The organism is Aeromicrobium sp. MLTX1 (genome assembly GCF_046452335.1).
Classification (GTDB): domain Bacteria; phylum Actinomycetota; class Actinomycetes; order Propionibacteriales; family Nocardioidaceae; genus Aeromicrobium.
Genome location: NZ_JBKFDN010000002.1, coordinates 342,881 through 356,387, shown reverse-complemented (window position 1 = coordinate 356,387; position 13,507 = coordinate 342,881). Strand labels below are relative to the sequence as shown.

Sequence of the window (13,507 nt, the reverse complement as noted above, 5' to 3'; positions counted from 1 at the left end):
CCATGGCAGCCGTTTTCGCACTCCGTCCTCATCTGGCCGACAAGGCCGACCCCGCTCTGGTCCAGCAGGACGAGCACCATCTCCGGCGTGTCGCGGCGCGGCTGGACGAGGCCCAGCGAGACGCCGCCGCGGAGCTCGCCGTGGCGCGGCGCCGTCCGGCGGGGTCCGGCCAGCGCGCCCTCGACCGCGACCAGGACGTCCACCGACTCGAGTCACGACTCCGGCTCCTGCGTCGGTACAGCCTCGACCTGTGCCTGGGACGCACCGTCGGGGAGGGCGGGACGATCGCGTACATCGGCCGGCTCGGGCTCTCCGACGGCCGTGGCGGCCGGCTCCTCGTGGACTGGCGCTCCCCCGCCGCCGCGCCCTTCTTCGCCGCCACGCTCGCGCGTCCCCTCGGGCTGCGCAGTCGCCGGCGCTACCGCTGGGCCGACGGCCGGGTCGTCGACTTCTGGGACGAGGTCCTCTCCCCCACGGCGCCGACCGACGACCTCGCCGTGGACGACGACTCGGCCTTCCTGACCGGACTGGCCGGCAGCCGGTCCACCGGGATGCGCGACGTCCTCGGCACCATCGCGGCGGACCAGGACGCCATCATCCGGTCCGACTCCCCCGGCGCCCTCGTGGTCGACGGAGGTCCGGGCACCGGCAAGACGGTCGTGGCGCTGCACCGCGCCGCGTACCTGCTCCACACCGACCCGCGGCTCGCGCCCGGTCACGGCGGGGTCCTGTTCGTCGGCCCGCACCACCCGTACCTGGCCTACGTCGCCGACGTGCTCCCGAGCCTCGGCGAGGAGGGCGTCCTCACGTGCACCCCGGACGACCTCGTCCCGCAGGCCCGGGAGGCGCGGCCGGAGCCGGACCCCAGAGTGGCGGCGCTGAAGGCGACGCTGGCCCTGGTGCGGGCGGTCGACGAGGCTGTCGCGGTGTACGAGGAGCCGCCGAGGCTCGACTGCGAGGTCGAGACCCCCTGGGGCGACGTGCGGCTCACCGCACGCGACTGGGCGGAGGCCTTCGCGGCGCCGGGTCCCCACGTGCCGCACAACGAGGCACGCTCGCTGGTCTGGGAGACGCTGGCCGAGATCGCCCGCGACCGGCTGTCCGAGGACGTCGATCCCGACGACGTCCTCGCGGTCCTGCAGCACACCGAGCACGTGGTCGACGCGCTCGAGCGGTCCTGGGTGATCCTGGAGCCTACTGACCTCATCGCGGACCTGTGGGCCGTCCCGGCGTACCTCCGTCGGTGCGCGCCCTCGCTCACGCCCGACGAGGTCCGGCTGCTGCACCGCGAGGAGTCGGCGGCGTGGACCGACGCGGACCTGCCGCTGCTCGACACGGCACGCCATCGTCTCGGCGACCCCTCGCACGAGCAGCGCGCCCGCGCGCGTCACCTCGCGGTGGCGCAGCAGCGCGCCGGGATGGACCGGGTCGTCGACGACCTGCTGGCTGCCATGGAGCACGACGACGGAGAGGGGCTGTGGACCTCCCTGCGCCAGGAGGGCCTGCGCGACGCGCTCGACGACGAGTCGGCGGTCCCGGCGGGCGACGTCGACGCACTCGCGGGGCCGTTCGCCCACGTCGTCGTCGACGAGGCGCAGGAGCTGACCGACGGTCAGTGGGCGATGCTCGTCCGGCGATGCCCGTCGCACAGTCTCACGATCGCCGGCGGCCGCGCCCAGGCCCGCCGGGGCTTCGCCGAGTCGTGGCCGGAGCGACTCGCGCGCGTGGGACTGCGCACGGTGCGCGAGGCCGGCCTCACGGTGAACTACCGCACGCCTCGCGAGGTGATGGCGGAGGCGGGCCCGCTGATCCGCGCGGCGGTTCCCGGCGCGAACGTCCCGGACTCGATCCGCTCGAGCGGCTCCCCCGTGCGCCGCGTCGGGATCGACGACGTCGACGCGGTCGTCGACCGCTGGCTGTCCGAGCACGACGAGGGCACCGTGTGCGTCATCGGCGACCCCGAGCGCTCCGGGCGTGACCGGGTGCGCTCCCTGTCACCCGTCCTCGCGAAGGGTCTGGAGTTCGACCTGGTCGTGCTGGTCGATCCGGCCGGCTGGGGCGATGACGTCGCCGCCGCGGTCGACCGCTACGTGGCGATGACGCGCACCACCCGTGAGCTCGTCATCGCCGAGTGATCGGCCCGCGCCGGGTCAGTCCTCGGAGCGCAGGCGGAGCACGGCGGCCAGTCCGGCCAGGACCACCACGACCGCTCCGTAGACCAGCGCGGTCTGCGACAGGCCGATCCAGCCGACGGCGAATCCGGCGATCACGGCCGGGATGCCGAACGCGACGTAGCTCGCGACGAACACCGCGGCGAAGAGCTCGCCCCGACGCTCGGGCGGCGCGAGCGGCGTGATCGAGCGCATGATGCCCATGAAGGCCGCGCCGAAGCCCGTGCCCGCGAACACGGTGGCCGCCAGGAACCACGACAGGCTGTCCGCGGCGAGCGCGACCAGCGTCAGGGCGGTGCCGACGGCGAGGGTGGTGGTGCCGTAGAGGGTGATCCGACGGCTGCTCCAGCGACGCGCGACGAAGCACATCACCGCCCCAGCGCCGTTGAGCGTGGTCACCACGAGCCCCTGCGCGAGGTGGCTCTCCCCTCCGAGCTCCTGGGCGATCAGCGGCGCGCCGAGCGACAGATAGAAGCCGCTCGTGGCCCAGCCGGCGATCACCGCCGGCACGGCGCGGTAGAAGGCGGCACGCGCCTGCGGCGGCACGCCGATCCGGGGCCGCAGCGACGCCAGCGCGCCGGGCCGGCGCGTGGAGGTCTCCGGCGCCGCCCACACGACCACCGCCATGAGGACGAGCAGCACGGTCAGCGAGCCGAACACCGCCGTCAGCGGCTCGGCGCCGGCGTGGTCGAGCGCGAGCCCGGAGACGAGTCCGCCCGCCGCGAGTCCGGCGAAGGGCGTGACCGAGTTCGCGATCGCGCCGCTGCCCGGACGACTCGGCGGCTCGAGGTCCACGATGGCCGCGGACATCGACGGCATCAGCAGTCCGGCCCCGAAGCCCTGCACGACACGGGCGACGATCAGCACCGTGACGCTCTCGGCGTGCCAGAACGCGATCATGCTGCCCGCGAGCACGAGCAGGCCGAGCGCGATGACCGGCCGGCGGCCCAGGTGGTCCGAGAGTGACCCCGCGACCAGCAGCGTGGCGAGCATCGACAGCGCGTAGACGGCGAAGATCAGGGTCATCGCCGCGGACGAGAACCCGATCCGCTCCTGGAGCACGGGATAGAAAGGCGACGGCGCGCTCGCGCCGATCATGAAGATCGTCAGGGCCACCAGGACGACGACGAAGCCGGTCCCACGCCGGACGCCGGACCGGGTGGCCACGGCGGTCATCATGCGCTGAGTGTAGGTCACGTCACATGCGCCCCGGAGGGCTCACCCCTCCCCTGCGCCCGGCGCTCAGGAGCCAACGTACGCGGCGAGGTGCTCGCCCGTGAGCGTGGACCTCGCGGCCACGAGGTCGGCCGGGGTGCCCTCGAAGACGATCCGGCCCCCGTCGTGGCCCGCGCCGGGACCGAGGTCGATGATCCAGTCGGCGTGCGCCATGACGGCCTGGTGGTGCTCGATGACGATGACCGACTTGCCCGAGTCGACCAGACGGTCGAGCAGGCCGAGCAGCTGCTCGACGTCGGCCAGGTGCAGGCCGGAGGTGGGCTCGTCGAGCACGTAGGTGCCGCCCTTCTCCCCCATGTGCGTGGCCAGCTTGATGCGCTGGCGCTCGCCGCCGGAGAGGGTGGACAGCGGCTGACCGAGCGTCAGGTAGCCCAGGCCGACGTCCTCGAGTCGCGCCAGGATCTTCGCGGCGGCCGCGACGTTGACGCCGTCCTTGCCGAAGAACGCGTGTGCCTCGGCCACGGGCATCGCGAGCACCTCGCTGATGTCGCGCTCGCCGAGCTTGTACTCGAGCACGGCGTCGGCGAACCGACGACCCTCGCAGACCTCGCAGGGCGACTCCATCGTGGCGAGGATGCCCAGGTCGGTGAAGACGACGCCGACGCCGTTGCAGTTGGGGCAGGCGCCCTCGGAGTTGGCCGAGAACAACGCCGGCTTGACGCCGTTCTCCTTCGCGAAGGCCTTGCGGATCGGGTCGAGCAGCCCCGTGTAGGTGGCCGGGTTGGAGCGCCGCGAGCCGCGGATCGCGCCCTGGTCGATCGCCACCACGTCGTCGTTCCTGGCGACGGAGCCGTGGATGAGCGAGCTCTTGCCCGATCCGGCGACGCCCGTGACGACGACGAGCACGCCGAGCGGGATGTCCACGTCGACGTCCTGCAGGTTGTGCGCGTCGGCTCCCCGGACCTCGAGCCGACCCGTGGGCGTGCGCACCGCGTCCTTGATCGAGGCGCGGTCGTCGAGGTGGCGGCCGGTGATCGTGTCGCTGGCGCGCAGGCCGTCGACCGTGCCCTCGAACATGATCTGCCCGCCGCCGCTGCCGGCGCGGGGACCGAGGTCGACGACGTGGTCGGCGATCGCGATGGCCTCGGGCTTGTGCTCGACGACGAGCACCGTGTTGCCCTTGTCCCGCAGCTGGAGCAGCAGGCCGTTCATCCGGTCGATGTCGTGCGGGTGCAGGCCGACGGTGGGCTCGTCGAAGACGTACGTGACATCGGTGAGCGAGGACCCGAGGTGACGGATCATCTTGGTGCGCTGCGCCTCGCCGCCCGACAGCGTGCCCGCGGGCCGGTCGAGCGACAGGTAGCCCAGGCCGATGTCGACGAAGGACTCGAGCGTCTGGGCGAGCACGGCCAGCAGCGGCGCCACGGACGGCTCGTCGAGGTCGCGCACCCACGCGGCGAGGTCGGTGATCTGCATGGCGCACGCGTCGGCGATCGAGATGCCCTTGATCCTCGAGGACCGGGCACCCTCGTTGAGCCGGGTGCCGTCGCACTCGGGGCAGGTCTGGAACGTGATGGCGCGGTCGACGAAGGCACGGATGTGCGGCTGCATCGCCTCGCGGTCCTTCGACAGCATCGACTTCTGGATCTTCGGGACGATCCCCTCGTAGGTGATGTTGATGCCGTCGACCTTGATCTTGGTGGGCTCCTTGTAGAGCAGCGCGTCGAGCTGCTTCTTCGTGAAGTCCTTGATCGGCGTGTCGGCCGGGAAGAAGTCGCCGTTGCGGAAGATCCGGCCGTACCAGCCGTCCATCGAGTAGCCCGGGATCGTGAGCGCGCCGTCCTCGAGGGACTTCGTCTCGTCGTACAGGGCGGTGAGGTCGAAGTCCGACACCGCTCCCCTGCCCTCGCACCGCGGGCACATGCCGCCGGTGATCGAGAACTCGCGGCGCTCCTTGACCGTGCGGCCGCCCGTCTCGAACGAGACCGCGCCGGCACCGCTGATGGACGCCACGTTGAAGGAGAACGCCTGCGGCGAGCCCACGTGCGGATCGCCTAGCCGACTGAACAGGATGCGCAGCATCGCGTTGGCGTCCGTGGCGGTGCCGACGGTGGAGCGCGGGTCGGCGCCCATGCGCTCCTGGTCGACGAGGATCGCGGTGGTGAGGCCGTCGAGGACGTCGACCTCGGGCCGCGCCATCGTGGGCATGAAGCCCTGCACGAAGGAGCTGTAGGTCTCGTTGATGAGCCGCTGCGACTCGGCGGCGATCGTGCCGAACACGAGCGAGCTCTTGCCCGACCCCGAGACGCCGGTGAACACCGTGAGCCGCCGCTTGGGCAGCTCGACGCTGACGTCCTTGAGGTTGTTGACACGGGCTCCGTGCACGCGGATCAGGTCATGACTGTCGGCCGGATGGCTCACGCGGAAGTTCCTCCCCTGATGGTTCCTGAACGATAGCGCCGGCACTAGCGTGGTCGGAACCACCGACACTTCCGCCCGGTGAGAAAAAACTTCGTGGGGGCTGTCGATCCGCTCCCGTCCCGTTCGACGTCATGGTGAGGGCGCACGAGGCGCCCACCCGAGAGGACCTGATCATGAAGAAGTACATGCTCATCATGCGCACCACCGACGAGGCCCTGGCCGCCTCGAAGGAGGTCGACTTCGAGGAGATCATCAACCAGATGGGTGCCTACAACGAGGCGCTGATGGACGCCGGCGTGATGGCGGGCGGTGACGGCCTGACCGACCCCTCCGAGGGCTTCGTCGTCGACTTCTCGGCCGAGGAGCCGATCGTCACCGACGGTCCCTACGGCGAGACCCACGAGCTGTTCAACGGCTTCTGGGTGCTCCAGGTGGCCTCGCGCGAGGAGGCCGTCCAGTGGGCCAAGCGCTGTCCGCTGGGTCCGGGCTCGAAGCTCGAGGTGCGCCGGATCACCGACGAGTCCGACTTCGAGGACTTCGCCGACAACGAGTACGTGCAGAAGGAGGCCGGCTGGCGCGAGCAGCTCGGCACCGTCTGATGGACGACCTGACCGCGACCCTCGATGCCGTCTGGCGCATCGAGGGTCCGCGGGTCGTGGCGACGCTGGCGCGCATGACCGGTGACCTGTCCGAGGCCGAGGACCTGGCGCAGGACGCGGTCGCCGAGGCGCTGCGCGTGTGGCCCGAGTCGGGCGTCCCCCGCAACGCCGGGGCGTGGCTGACCACCGTGGCGAAGCGTCGCGCGATCGACGGCTGGCGCCGTCGCGAGGCCCTCGACGAGCGGCACCGCACGATCGCCCACCGGCTCGAGCGGGAGGACGATCTCGGCTGGGAGCCGATCGAGGACGACCTGCTGCGGCTGGTCTTCACCGCCTGTCACCCCGTGCTGGCACGCGAGGCGCAGGTGGCGCTCACGCTGCGCGTGGTCGCCGGTCTCTCCACCACCGAGATCGCGCGGCTGCTGGTCACCTCGGTGCCGGCGGTCCAGCAGCGCATCGTCCGCGCCAAGCGCACCCTCGCCGAGGCGCACGTGCCGTTCGAGGTCCCCGACCACACCGAGTGGGCGACACGACTCGCGGCCGTCCTCACCGTCACCTACCTGCTCTTCACCGAGGGCTACGCGCCGAGCGGCGGCGACCGGTGGGTCCGCCGCGACCTCGCGCACGAGGCGCTCAGGCTCGGCCGCGTCCTGGCCCGCCTGCTCCCCCGCGAGCCCGAGGTGCACGGCCTCGTGGCGCTCATGGAGCTCCAGTCCTCCCGGTTCGCGGCGCGCACCGACCGCCGCGGCGAGCCCGTCACCCTGGCCGACCAGGACCGGCGCCTGTGGGACCGCGGCCAGATCGCACGAGGGCTCGCGGCGCTGGAGCACGTGGACGCCCTCGGTCGCGGTCGTGGCCCGTACGCCCTCCAGGCCTCCATCGCCGTCTGTCACGCCACCGCCCCGTCGTTCGACCGGACCGACTGGGAGCGGATCCTCGTCCTCTACGACGCGCTGTCGGCGCTCGTTCCGGGGCCGGTCGTGCGGCTCAACCGTGCCGCGGCGCTGTCGATGACCGACGGCGGTCTCGAGGACGCGCTGGCCGAGATCGACCGCATCGCCGCGGACGGCGGACTCGGCCGCAGCCACCTCGTCGCCAGCACCCGCGCCGACGTGCTCAGGCGGCTGGGGCGCACGGCCGAGGCGCGGGGCGAGTTCCTCGCGGCCGCCGAGCTCGCGGGGAACGAGCTGGAGCGGGCCTGGCTCGAGCAGCGCGCCGCCGAGCTCTCCCCGTCCTGATCAGTCGCGATCCATGACGGTGCAGAGGCAGGCCTTGTTGCCCTCGGCGTCCTCCAGCACCACGAACGACGGCGACTCCGAGTCGTCGACGACGCGGCCGCCGGCGGCGACCCCGGCCTCGATCCGGGCGGGCAGCTGGCCCACCGGGATCCACACGTCGAGGTGGAAGCACATGGCCGGGACCTCGGTGCGGGCCTCGGTCGGCTGGAACCACAGCATCGGGACCTGGCCCGTGGGGTCGGTGACCTCGTCGTTCGCGTAGGCGCCCGGGTCGCCGGTCAGCACCGCGGCCCAGAAGGGCCCGATGGCGTCCTTGTCCACGGCGTTCAGCGCGATCTCCACCGTGGTCAGCCGGCTCGGGTCGGCCTCGAGCGACCGCTCGGCCGCGAGGTCGCTGATGGTCCGCGCGAGCTCGAGGTCGCGCTCAGTGATGCCGCCCGAGTCGTGGCTGAGCAGCTGGATGTCCACGTGCGTGTACGTGAGCTTCACGTCGGGGTGGTGGTTCGCCGCCTCCGCCGCCGCACCGATGTCGACGACGAACTCCAGGCCCGTGGCGAAGTCACCCGTGCGGTACCGGGCGTGCAGGCTGTGGACGAGGGGGCGCCAGTCGTCCAGGCCCGCGGCGATGATCGTCGGGACGTCGAGCGTGCTCATGAGCCCAGCATCGACCGAGGCCGCGATCAGCGCCAGCCCAGCGCGGGCGCGACGTGGGTCAGCAGGCTCTCGAGGACGTGGGCGTTGTAGTCGACGCCCAGCTGGTTCGGCACCGTGAGCAGCAGGGTGTCCGCCGCCGCGATCGCCTCGTCCTCGGCGAGCTCCTTGGCCAGCACGTCGGGCTCGGCGGCGTACGTGCGGCCGAACCGCGCCGACCCGCCCTCGAGGAAGCCCACCTGGTCGGTGCTGCGCGACTCGTGGCCGAAGTACGCGCGGTCGAGGTCGGAGACGATCGGGAAGATGCTGCGGCTCACCGAGACGCGCGGCTCGCGCTCGTGCCCGGCCGCCTTCCAGGCGTCGCGGAAGCGCTGGATCTGCTCGGCCTGCAGCTGGTGGAACGGCACGCCGGTGTCCTCGGTCAGCAGCGTCGAGCTCATGAGGTTCATCCCCTGCTCCGCGGTCCACTCGGCCGTGGCGCGCGAGCCGGCGCCCCACCAGATGCGGTCGCGCAGACCCTCCGAGTGGGGTTCGATGCGCAGCTTGCCCGGCGGGTTCGGGAACATCGGCCGCGGGTTCGGCTCGGCGAAGCCCTCGCCCTTGAGCACCTCCAGCAGCACCTGCGTGTGGCCGCGGGCCATGTCGGCGTCGCTCATGCCCTCGGGCGGCTCGAACCCGAAGTAGCGGTACCCGGAGATGACCTGCTCCGGTGATCCGCGGCTGATGCCCAGCTGCAGCCTGCCGCCGGAGATGAGGTCGGCCGCCCCGGCGTTCTCGGCGAAGGAGAGGGGGTTCTCGTACCGCATGTCGATCACGCCGGTGCCGATCTCGATGCGTGACGTGCGCGCGCCGACGGCGGCCAGCAGCGGGAAGGGCGCGCCCAGCTGGCGGGCGAAGTGGTGCACACGGAAGTAGGCGCCGTCGGCTCCCAGCTCCTCGGCGGCGACCGCGAGGTCGATGGACTGCACGAGTGTGTCCGACGCGGTCCGGGTCGCCGACTGGGGCGAGTCGGACCAGTGCCCGAAGGACAGGAAGCCGATGTTCTTCATGTCAGCGTCAACGCCTCGCGCCGCGAATCATTCCGACACGACGAGCAGCTCGCCGACCTCGCAGTCGAGGGCGTCGCAGATCGCCGTGAGCGTGGTGAACCGGATCGCGCGGGCGCGGTCGTTCTTCAGCACCGACAGGTTCACGACGGTGACGCCGACGATCTCGGCCAGCCGCGTGAGCGTCATCCCGCGGGCGGCCAACAGCTCGTCGAGCCGGCAGTGCACCCGGTGCTCGTCGTCCTCCGGCGGCATCAGACCAGGCCCTCGGCGTCGCGCTGCATCCGCTCCCCCGCGTGGAACGCGGCGGCGATGCAGCCCACCACGATCGCGACGAACAGGTACTGCAGCGGAAGCGTCGTGGAGAGGACGAATCCCTCGCCGTCCTCGGCGAGACGGGCCAGGGCGCCGTTGCCGGCGAGGGTCGTCCCGACGAGGTCGGCCACCCAGGCGACGAGGATCAGCATCGAGATCGACGTGAGCAGCCGCGTGTTGGTGCGGCTGAAGAACTGGCCGGTCATGAGGTGACGGCACAGCCAGGCCACGCAGACCATGATCGCCACGATCGCCAGGGCGGGCACGATGACGCCGCCCAGGGCCGCCAGCCAGCTCGCGAACGGCAGGTCCGGGGCCGTGACCGTGGCCCGGTCGATCTCCGCCGAGACGGTCCCGACGCCCTCGATCGTGATCGGCTGGGTCGTCGGGTCGAACTGCACGTCCACCGGCACGTCCCGGTTCGGCAGGATCTCGACGACGCGCCGCGCGGCGGTCACGATCGTCGCCACGCTGACCATGACGGACAGCACGATGACGAGCCACTGGTCCGAGCGGGTGGCGGTGCCGAGGGGTGCCTTCATGGCGTCTCCTTCTCCATATCGTTTCTCGATGTTATCGAAACACGATATGTGATGCCGGTCAAGGTCCGCTCCCCCACTCGCCGCGCCTGCCAGACTGGCGCCATGGCCGTCACCCGTCTCGTCGCCACGACCGACGCGGACGCGCTCGCGGGCGTCCTGCGCCGCAACCGCGAGGCCTGGACGGGACTCGAGCCGAAGCGGCCGGAGGTCTACTTCACCGCCAAGGGCCAGCGCGCGATCATCCAGGACGCACTCCGCCGATACGAGGAGGGCGTCTCGTTCCCGCGCGTGATCCTCGCCCCCGACGACGCGGTGGTCGGCCGGATCAACCTCAACGAGATCGTCCGCGGCCCCGCGATGAAGGGCGTCCTCGGCTACTACGTCGACGAGGCCCACCAGGGCCGCGGCCTGGCCAGCATGGCCGTGGACGAGATCGTCCAGCTCGCCTTCGTGCGCCTCGGGCTGCACCGGATCGAGGCCGGCACCCGCCTCGACAACGTCTCCAGCCACCGCGTGCTGGAGAAGAACGGCTTCACCCGGTTCGGCGTCGCGCGCGACTACCTGCGGCTCGCCGGGGTCTGGCACGACCACGTGCTCTACGAGCGGATCTTCGGCGACTGACCTAGCGTCGAGGCCATGAAGACGATCGCCCGGATCCTGCTCGGCGCCATGCTCGCGTTCGCCGGCGTCAGCCACCTGACGTTCGCCCGCGACGAGTTCGACGCGCAGGTGCCGAACAGCATCCCGCTCGACGAGGACGTCGTGGTCGTGGTGTCGGGCATCGTCGAGATCGCCCTCGGCGCCGCCCTCATGGCGATCCCGCGCCACCGCCGCGTCATCGGCCTCGTCGCGGCGGCGTTCTTCGTCGCGGTGTTCCCGGGCAACGTCTCGCAGTACCTCAACGGCGTCGACGCGTTCAACCTGAACAGCGACCGCGCCCGACTGATCCGGCTGTTCTTCCAGCCTGTGCTCGTGATCTGGGCCCTGTGGTCGACCGACGCGCTGGAGCTGGTCAGAGAACGCCGGCGACGCGGAACTGCACGCTGATCCTGGGGCCGACCGGACGCGCGGTCTTGAGGATCGCGTGCTCCCACGTGCGCTGGCAGCTGCCGCCCATGACGGAGAGGTCGCCGTGCCCGAGGCTGAAGCCGGTCTGCGGGCCGCCGCCGGCGGGTCGCAGGCTCAGCCGTCGCTCCGCGCCGAGCGAGAGGATCGCGACCATCGTGTCCTCGGTGCGGCTGCGGCCGATGCGGTCGCCGTGCCAGGCCACCGAGTCGTTGCCGTCGCGGTAGTAGCACAGGCCGGCCGTCACGAACGGCTCGCCGAGCTCGGCCGCGTAGTGCGCCGACAGCGCGTCGCGCGCCTCCTCCAGCGCGGGGTGCGGCAACGGACGACGAGGCCCGTAGAAGCACAGCAGCCGCGGCACGTCGACGACGCGCTCGTACATCTCGCGGCGCTCCTCGCGCCACGGCACCTCCGTGCGCAGGGTCTCGAACAGCTCGTCCGAGCCGCCCACCCAGCCGGGCAGCGTGTCGACCCAGGCGCCGCGCGAGAGCTCATGACGCTGCACGCGGTGGAGCGGGCCGACGCGGACGCCCGCGTCACCGTCGAGAAGAGAGCCTTGGAACCACATGGCCCCACGTTACGCCGATTCACCGAACGTGCGTTCGAACCCCGCACGGCGTGTCACGCGTGGACGGCGTCCCAGAACGCCTCGAGGTGCTCCGGCGGCTCCGGCGAGCCCATCCCCTGCCGCGTCAGCAGCACTCCCGCGACGCCCGACACCGGATCGACCCAGAGGCTCGTGCCGGTGCCACCGTCCCAGCCGAACCGGCCGGCGTGCGAGCCCGGGTGACGGGCGTCGAGGTCGATGCCGACGCCCAGACCCCACGTCCGGTTCGGCTCGAGGAACTCGTGCGCCATCGCGGACGCGGCGTCGCCCACGGCGTCGGTGGTCAGGGCCGCGAACGAGGCCGCCGAGATCACGGGACCGCGCGGCCCGCGTCCGCCACGCAGCAGCATCTGTGCGAATCGCGCCAGGTCGGCCGCCGTCGAGAGCAGGCCCGTGGCGCCCGAGCGGAAGACCGGGACGTTCATGAGGCGCGGGTCGCCCCACGGCGCGACCTCGACGAACTCGCCCCGCCGGTTCGGGAACCACGACGACGGCACGCGATCGACCTCGGTCAGCTCCACGGTGTAGCCGGTGTCGCGCATGTCGAGGGGGTCCAGCACCTTCTCGCGCAGCACGAGGTCGAGGCGCCGTCGCGTCGCCCGCTCGATCACGACCGCGAGCACGTCGAAGGAGAACTGGTAGAGCCAGCCCTCCCCCGGCTGGTGCGCCATCGGCAGCGACCCCGCGAGCTCGGCCCACCGGTCGGGACGCAGCACCGGTGGCTGCCACGCCGAGGCCAGCTCGAGCCGCTGGTACTCGGTCAGCAGCGGGTCGTCCGGTCCCGCCGTCATGTCCCAGCCGAGCCCCGAGCCCATCGCGAGGACGTCGCGCAGCGCGGTCGGCCGGGAGGCGGGCACCGTGTCGTCGAGCGGCCCACCGCGCGTGCGGAGCACGCGGCGGTGGGCGAACTCGGGGAGCCAGCGGTCGATGGGAGCGTCGAGCTCGAGCAGGCCCTCGTCGACGAGCCGGTGGGCGAGCACCGCGACGATCGGCTTGGTGATCGAGGCGATCCGGAAGATCGTGTCGGGGCCCAGTGGTCGCGCGGAGCCGATCTCGACGTGCTGGCGCGGGCCGCGGACGGTGGCCCAGACGGCGCCGGGCACCGCCATCCGCGACGCCACGTCGCGCATCGTCCGCGACACGTCCGGGGCCGACACGGCGGGCCTCAGGCGTCCACGACGCCGGTGCGCGGCGTGATGACGGGCTCGCTGGACCACGGGAAGTTGATCCACTTGTCGGTGCGGCGCCACGCGTAGTCGGGCGCCAGCAGCGTGCGGGGCTTCTCGTAGATGACCGCCGACCGCACGGCGCCGGCGTGCTCGGAGCACACCCGGACCACGAGCTCGAGCGTCTTGCCGCTGTCGGCGACGTCGTCCACGACGAGCACCGACAGGTCGTTGAGCTCGGCGAGGTCGAGGAACGGCGGCAGCAGGGTCGGCTCGTCGCGCGTCGTCCCGACGCCCGTGTAGAACTCCACGTTCATCGTGAACAGGTTCTTGCAGTCCAGCGCGTACGCGACCGATCCGGCCGGGATCAGGCCGCCGCGGGCGATGCCGAGCACGATGTCGGGCTCGTAGCCCGAGTCCGCCACGGCCTGCGCGAGCTCACGGACCGCCGCGCCGTAGGTGTCCCAGGTGAGGATCTCGCGCTCGTGGTCCATGCGCCCATCGTGGCAC

General features: G+C 72.0%; 14 protein-coding genes. 5 read left to right on the top strand and 9 right to left on the bottom strand.

Translation table 11 applies throughout. The annotated features are described in order from the left end of the window. Nucleotides 1–2 precede the first annotated feature (2 nt). On the top strand, nt 3–2,135 hold the full coding sequence (gene helR, locus ACK99Q_RS12235; RefSeq protein WP_410186404.1) for an RNA polymerase recycling motor ATPase HelR: 2,133 nt from the start codon (nt 3–5) through the stop codon (nt 2,133–2,135). Nucleotides 2,136–2,150: 15 nt separating this feature from the next. Here helR and ACK99Q_RS12230 read toward each other — a convergent pair whose 3' ends face one another. Both ACK99Q_RS12230 and ACK99Q_RS12225 read right to left on the bottom strand, forming a co-directional pair. Continuing rightward, entirely contained in the window at nt 2,151–3,350 is a 1,200-nt protein-coding gene (locus ACK99Q_RS12230; RefSeq protein ID WP_410186403.1) for an MFS transporter, read from the bottom strand. Nucleotides 3,351–3,413: 63 nt separating this feature from the next. After that, nucleotides 3,414–5,768, bottom strand: coding sequence for an ATP-binding cassette domain-containing protein (locus ACK99Q_RS12225; protein WP_410186402.1), 2,355 nt, complete (start codon nt 5,766–5,768; stop codon nt 3,414–3,416). A 173-nt stretch (nt 5,769–5,941) separates the two neighbouring features. On the opposite strand from ACK99Q_RS12225, the gene ACK99Q_RS12220 reads away from it, so the two are divergent. Then, complete coding sequence (locus tag ACK99Q_RS12220) at nt 5,942–6,367, top strand: YciI family protein (RefSeq protein WP_410186401.1); 426 nt, start codon at nt 5,942–5,944, stop codon at nt 6,365–6,367. Beyond that, nucleotides 6,367–7,605, top strand: coding sequence for an RNA polymerase sigma factor (locus tag ACK99Q_RS12215; RefSeq protein ID WP_410186400.1), 1,239 nt, complete (start codon nt 6,367–6,369; stop codon nt 7,603–7,605). The genes ACK99Q_RS12220 and ACK99Q_RS12215 overlap by 1 nt, the downstream gene beginning before the upstream one ends. Here the strand turns inward: ACK99Q_RS12215 and ACK99Q_RS12210 are convergent, their stop codons facing one another. From ACK99Q_RS12210 to ACK99Q_RS12195, 4 genes are read right to left on the bottom strand one after another with little or no spacing between them, the layout of a single operon-like run. Further along, nucleotides 7,606–8,259, bottom strand: coding sequence for a 4a-hydroxytetrahydrobiopterin dehydratase (locus ACK99Q_RS12210; RefSeq protein WP_410186399.1), 654 nt, complete (start codon nt 8,257–8,259; stop codon nt 7,606–7,608). Nucleotides 8,260–8,285: 26 nt separating this feature from the next. Continuing rightward, on the bottom strand, nt 8,286–9,305 hold the full coding sequence (locus ACK99Q_RS12205) for an LLM class flavin-dependent oxidoreductase (RefSeq protein ID WP_410186398.1): 1,020 nt from the start codon (nt 9,303–9,305) through the stop codon (nt 8,286–8,288). Between the two features lie 27 nt (nt 9,306–9,332). Then, a complete protein-coding gene (locus tag ACK99Q_RS12200; RefSeq protein ID WP_410186397.1) occupies nt 9,333–9,557 on the bottom strand; it encodes a helix-turn-helix domain-containing protein in 225 nt (74 codons plus the stop codon). Beyond that, entirely contained in the window at nt 9,557–10,159 is a 603-nt protein-coding gene (locus tag ACK99Q_RS12195; protein WP_410186396.1) for a DUF2975 domain-containing protein, read from the bottom strand. Before ACK99Q_RS12195 ends, ACK99Q_RS12200 begins: the two co-directional genes overlap by 1 nt. Before the next feature lie 102 nt (nt 10,160–10,261). On the opposite strand from ACK99Q_RS12195, the gene ACK99Q_RS12190 reads away from it, so the two are divergent. Further along, nucleotides 10,262–10,780, top strand: a complete 519-nt coding sequence (locus tag ACK99Q_RS12190) for a GNAT family N-acetyltransferase (protein WP_410186395.1) — start codon at nt 10,262–10,264, stop codon at nt 10,778–10,780. 15 nt (nt 10,781–10,795) lie between these two features. Further along, the gene (locus ACK99Q_RS12185) at nt 10,796–11,206 is read left to right on the top strand and encodes a MauE/DoxX family redox-associated membrane protein (RefSeq protein ID WP_410186394.1); all 411 of its coding nucleotides are present in this window, start codon (nt 10,796–10,798) and stop codon (nt 11,204–11,206) included. On the opposite strand, the gene ACK99Q_RS12180 is transcribed toward ACK99Q_RS12185, so the two are convergent. The 3 genes from ACK99Q_RS12180 to ACK99Q_RS12170 are packed head-to-tail and all read right to left on the bottom strand — an operon-like array spanning nt 11,172 to nt 13,491. Next, a complete protein-coding gene (locus tag ACK99Q_RS12180) occupies nt 11,172–11,792 on the bottom strand; it encodes an alpha-ketoglutarate-dependent dioxygenase AlkB (protein ID WP_410186393.1) in 621 nt (206 codons plus the stop codon). The genes ACK99Q_RS12185 and ACK99Q_RS12180 overlap by 35 nt on opposite strands. Before the next feature lie 53 nt (nt 11,793–11,845). Then, the gene (locus ACK99Q_RS12175; protein ID WP_410186392.1) at nt 11,846–12,952 is read right to left on the bottom strand and encodes a serine hydrolase domain-containing protein; all 1,107 of its coding nucleotides are present in this window, start codon (nt 12,950–12,952) and stop codon (nt 11,846–11,848) included. 44 nt (nt 12,953–12,996) lie between these two features. Continuing rightward, the gene (locus tag ACK99Q_RS12170; RefSeq protein WP_410186391.1) at nt 12,997–13,491 is read right to left on the bottom strand and encodes a phosphoribosyltransferase; all 495 of its coding nucleotides are present in this window, start codon (nt 13,489–13,491) and stop codon (nt 12,997–12,999) included. Nucleotides 13,492–13,507 lie beyond the last annotated feature (16 nt).

Bases quoted from the DNA above. Each gene is read 5' to 3' on its own strand.
- helR (WP_410186404.1), top strand. From the start codon at position 3: ATGGCAGCCGTTTTCGCACTCCGTCCTCATCTGGCCGACAAGGCCGAC.
- ACK99Q_RS12230 (WP_410186403.1), bottom strand. From the start codon at position 3,350: ATGATGACCGCCGTGGCCACCCGGTCCGGCGTCCGGCGTGGGACCGGC.
- ACK99Q_RS12220 (WP_410186401.1), top strand. From the start codon at position 5,942: ATGAAGAAGTACATGCTCATCATGCGCACCACCGACGAGGCCCTGGCC.
- ACK99Q_RS12215 (WP_410186400.1), top strand. From the start codon at position 6,367: ATGGACGACCTGACCGCGACCCTCGATGCCGTCTGGCGCATCGAGGGT.
- ACK99Q_RS12210 (WP_410186399.1), bottom strand. From the start codon at position 8,259: ATGAGCACGCTCGACGTCCCGACGATCATCGCCGCGGGCCTGGACGAC.
- ACK99Q_RS12205 (WP_410186398.1), bottom strand. From the start codon at position 9,305: ATGAAGAACATCGGCTTCCTGTCCTTCGGGCACTGGTCCGACTCGCCC.
- ACK99Q_RS12200 (WP_410186397.1), bottom strand. From the start codon at position 9,557: ATGCCGCCGGAGGACGACGAGCACCGGGTGCACTGCCGGCTCGACGAG.
- ACK99Q_RS12195 (WP_410186396.1), bottom strand. From the start codon at position 10,159: ATGAAGGCACCCCTCGGCACCGCCACCCGCTCGGACCAGTGGCTCGTC.
- ACK99Q_RS12190 (WP_410186395.1), top strand. From the start codon at position 10,262: ATGGCCGTCACCCGTCTCGTCGCCACGACCGACGCGGACGCGCTCGCG.
- ACK99Q_RS12185 (WP_410186394.1), top strand. From the start codon at position 10,796: ATGAAGACGATCGCCCGGATCCTGCTCGGCGCCATGCTCGCGTTCGCC.
- ACK99Q_RS12180 (WP_410186393.1), bottom strand. From the start codon at position 11,792: ATGTGGTTCCAAGGCTCTCTTCTCGACGGTGACGCGGGCGTCCGCGTC.
- ACK99Q_RS12170 (WP_410186391.1), bottom strand. From the start codon at position 13,491: ATGGACCACGAGCGCGAGATCCTCACCTGGGACACCTACGGCGCGGCG.